The organism is Piscirickettsia litoralis (genome assembly GCF_001720395.1).
GTDB lineage: Bacteria > Pseudomonadota > Gammaproteobacteria > Piscirickettsiales > Piscirickettsiaceae > Piscirickettsia > Piscirickettsia litoralis.
Window position 1 is genome coordinate 2,752,004 of record NZ_MDTU01000001.1, and the last position, 3,516, is coordinate 2,755,519.

Below are 3,516 nucleotides of genomic sequence, written 5' to 3' on the forward strand. Positions count from 1 at the left end.
AAATAGTCAGATAATTATCTTTTAGAGTTGTGATTTTGAGTGTTTGTTTACTTTGCTTTTTGAGGGTTTCTGGTAATAAAGGAATAACAAGTAAGAGTGATATTAGCGCGATGACTAAAAGAAAGTAAAAGTTAAAGCGCCAGCCAAGGTGTATCTGAATTAACCCACCGATAAATGGAGCGATGATCGGTGAGATGCCATAGGCGAAAGAAGAAAGAGAGGTGACTTTGGCCAAGCGAACACCACTAAAGCTATCGCCAACCATCGAGTTAGCAATAACCGCGCCTGCGCCAATGCCAAGGCCCTGTAAAAGGCGCCCTAATAACAGTGAAATTTCACCCTGAGCGAGTGCAGTGACTAAGCTGCCGATAAAGAAAATAACCAAACCAAAACAGAGTATGGGTTTGCGGCCGAGGCTGTCCGAAATAGGGCCATAGAAAAACTGTGAGATCCCCGAACTTAATAGATAAATAGTGAGGCTCCATTGGGTTGCACTGGTGGCAATGTTCAACTCTTGGCTGATATGAGGCAAGGAAGGTAAGTAAATATCAATGGCAACTTGCCCAATGGGTACGATGAGTAATATAAAAAATAAGATCAATGCTTTTTTATTATCTTGTGTAGTTATCATATGCTACCTACGACACGCCTTTTTGAAAAAATCAGACCAGTTTATCAAAGGATAAATGGTTTGACCAGAGCGATAAAAAACGTGTTAGATTTGCAGTTTAGTGAATGCTTTAACTACACTGTTGATAAGTTAGAGAAAAATAAATAAGTCATTGAGCGGGAGCGAACGTGAGGGATCAGCATATTCCACTTTTCATTCCTGATATTGTTAGCTATGACAAGCTGGTGCCTTATTTAAAGCAGATCGATGAGAATAGATGGTATAGCAATCGCGGTCCTTTAGTTTGCTCTTTTGAAAAACGCATGGAAGAGCATTTTGATTATCCTCAAGGTGGAATTGCAACTTGTGCTAGTGGTACTTTAGGGATTATCAGCACTCTACTCGCGTTGGAACTGCCGCGAGGGAGTAAATGTGTCATGCCAGCTTGGACTTTTGTTGGCACGATGGCAGCGATTAATGCGGCAGGTCTTGAGCCTGTGTTCGCTGATGTGAATTTAGCGTCTTGGGCCTTAGATATAAATGAAGTAAAGAAACTTGTTGAGAGAGATAAAAAAATTTCTGCGGTTATCGTTGTTTGTCCATTTGGAAAAATGGTTGATATTGCGTCATGGGAAGAATTGGCTAATTCTTATGGTATTTCTGTGATTATTGATGGTGCTGCGTGTTTTGATAGTTTTAAACAAACAGGCAAAAAGACCACATTACCTTTTATTATCAGCCTTCATGCAACAAAAGTATTTGGCATTGGTGAAGGCGGTTTGGTCTTGAGTGAAAATACAGATTTTATTGATAAAGTAAAGAAAATTACCAACTTTGGTATAGATGAAAATCGCAATGTTCCAGTTGTTGGGGTCAATGCGAAAATGAGTGAATATCATGCAGCTGTTGGGCATGCGATGCTTGATGAATGGCCGCAGCATCGGCAATGCTGGAAAAAGCTAATAAAATCCTACCACTCTTACCTTGGTTCAGTAAGTCAGTTTAGTGATGGTTATGTAACTTCAAACTGCATATTAAAATTAGATGAGAAAACAATAAAAAATATAAAGCAAGAACTTCAGGGGGCTATGGAGTGCAGAAATATTTGGCAATTGTTAGATGATAAATTTGAAAATTCATTCAAATTTAGTCAGACAGTGGTCTCTATTCCTTTTTATCTTGGAATTGATACGTTAGTAGTTAATAAAATATTAGGCTGTTTTCGTGAAGACGTTAGAAAGTAGTAAGTTACAGTTAGAAAATAATGGCTGGCTAGTTGTTGAAAATGTTTTTAGTAAAGATGAGGTCGATTTATATAAAGAACTAATCGACCGGTGTGAGGTGACTTACCAGCCTTGGCAAGACTATCGACGCCCTGGGATTTTTCATCATTTACCATTGACTGATTATAGGTTTCTAACGGTATTAGAGAAAATAGAAGATTGCAACGTATTAAGTCATTATTTTAATAACAATCAATTCATTTTAAACTCTTTTGGCGGTGTCATTAATAATGAAAGTATGGATAAAAATATCTATATTAAAGAAATTCACAGAGATATAAATGTTTATATTAAAGACTATCCATTGATGATCAATGTGCTGGTTATGTTAGATTCTTTTTCTAAATTAAATGGTGCGATTGAAATATTACCAGGTTCTCATAAAGTTGCAGGTAAGCCAGAAGTGGGTGAGTTTGAGCGAGATAGTCTTCAAGTTTTATCCAATGCTGGGAGTATTTTGTTTTTTAATTCGTATATTTGGCATCGGGCAGGAATAAGCCAAGTATTAGATAAAAGAAGGGCATTAACATTAACTTACACTCAATCGTATTTTAAGCAGCAAGCAGATTATAGTGAAGTTTTTATAAGCTTGCCAACAGGTATGAAAAATAAATTTTATAAAAAGATTCTTGGAAGAATAAGTAAGGTTCCTAAGAGTCTTGATGAGTGGTATATGGATTATGAAAAATAGCATTAATATAGATGAAAAGAACAAAATAAAGTACAAGTATAACTTTGATGCTGTTTTAAGAGAGTATCTTGTAAGAGAATTGCAAATATACTTCATCGATGGAGATGCCATTGAGTTAGGTTGTTATCATGGTGATTTTACTAAAAATATCGCAAAGTATTTTAGTAAAGTTTATGCGGTAGACTCTTCTATCGAGGCGATAAATATATCAAAGCTGAATAATATAGAAAATATTACTTATATCAATCAGTTTTTTGAAGAATTAGATTTGTCCACAAAAGTAAATAATATTTTTATGGTTCATTCTTATGAGCACGTTAAAAACAGAAAAGACTTACTAAATACAGTAAAAAAATACCTAAGTGGTTCTGGAAGGCTATTTATTGTTGTGCCAAATGCACATGCTGCATCGAGACAAATTGCTTCGTCTATGGTGGTTGTTGATTATAATCATGTTGTTACAAAATATGAAGAAGAGCATGGTCACCATGAGACGTTTAGTTTTGACACTCTAAATTTTGAGTTAAAACAAGCGGGCTTTAAAGTAATAAAAAGTGGTGGTGTGATGTTTAAACCCTTGGCAAACTATCAGCTTGACCTTTGTTTGCAGCATGAAGTTATTGATAGAGAGTTTCTTGAAGGCTGTTATATGTTAGGAAGTATTTACCCTGAGCTTTGTGCTAGTATTTACTCAGTTTGTGAATTATGAATAAAATTGCAATCATGCAACCTTATTTGTTCCCTATCTTGGCTATTTTCAGTTAATTAACTTTGTTGATATTTTTGTTTTTTATGATGACGTTAAGTATACTAAGTCACACTGGTATAACAGAAATTACATTAGTCAAGATGGAGAAAAATCACTATTTACATTCCCGATATTAAGAAAGTCAACTTCGGGAGTAATAAAAGATGTTTTTTATAGTAAAGAT

General features: G+C 35.2%; 4 protein-coding genes and 1 pseudogene. 4 read left to right on the plus strand and 1 reads right to left on the minus strand.

Annotation, left to right across the window (positions count from 1 at the left end; all coding sequences use genetic code 11):
- Positions 1 to 631: MFS transporter (locus tag BGC07_RS13590; RefSeq protein WP_139121764.1), on the minus strand; the 631-nt coding region annotated here is incomplete at its 3' end.
- 167 nt (positions 632 to 798) lie between these two features.
- On the opposite strand from BGC07_RS13590, the gene BGC07_RS13595 reads away from it, so the two are divergent.
- The 4 genes and pseudogenes from BGC07_RS13595 to BGC07_RS23955 form a co-directional block, all read left to right on the plus strand.
- The gene (locus tag BGC07_RS13595; protein ID WP_069313539.1) at positions 799 to 1,854 is read left to right on the plus strand and encodes an aminotransferase class I/II-fold pyridoxal phosphate-dependent enzyme; all 1,056 of its coding nucleotides are present in this window, start codon (positions 799 to 801) and stop codon (positions 1,852 to 1,854) included.
- Positions 1,835 to 2,584 carry a phytanoyl-CoA dioxygenase family protein gene (locus BGC07_RS13600; protein ID WP_069313540.1) on the plus strand — a complete coding sequence of 250 codons (750 nt, stop codon included), beginning with the start codon at positions 1,835 to 1,837 and terminating at the stop codon, positions 2,582 to 2,584. The genes BGC07_RS13595 and BGC07_RS13600 overlap by 20 nt, the downstream gene beginning before the upstream one ends.
- A complete protein-coding gene (locus BGC07_RS13605) occupies positions 2,556 to 3,293 on the plus strand; it encodes a class I SAM-dependent methyltransferase (protein ID WP_077216913.1) in 738 nt (245 codons plus the stop codon). Before BGC07_RS13600 ends, BGC07_RS13605 begins: the two co-directional genes overlap by 29 nt.
- A gap of 37 nt (positions 3,294 to 3,330) precedes the next feature.
- A pseudogene (locus BGC07_RS23955) lies at positions 3,331 to 3,516 on the plus strand (WbqC family protein); the annotation flags it as partial.

Coding starts and splice junctions, on each gene's coding strand:
- BGC07_RS13605 (WP_077216913.1), top strand. CDS start 2,556: ATGAGTGGTATATGGATTATGAAAAATAGCATTAATATAGATGAAAAG.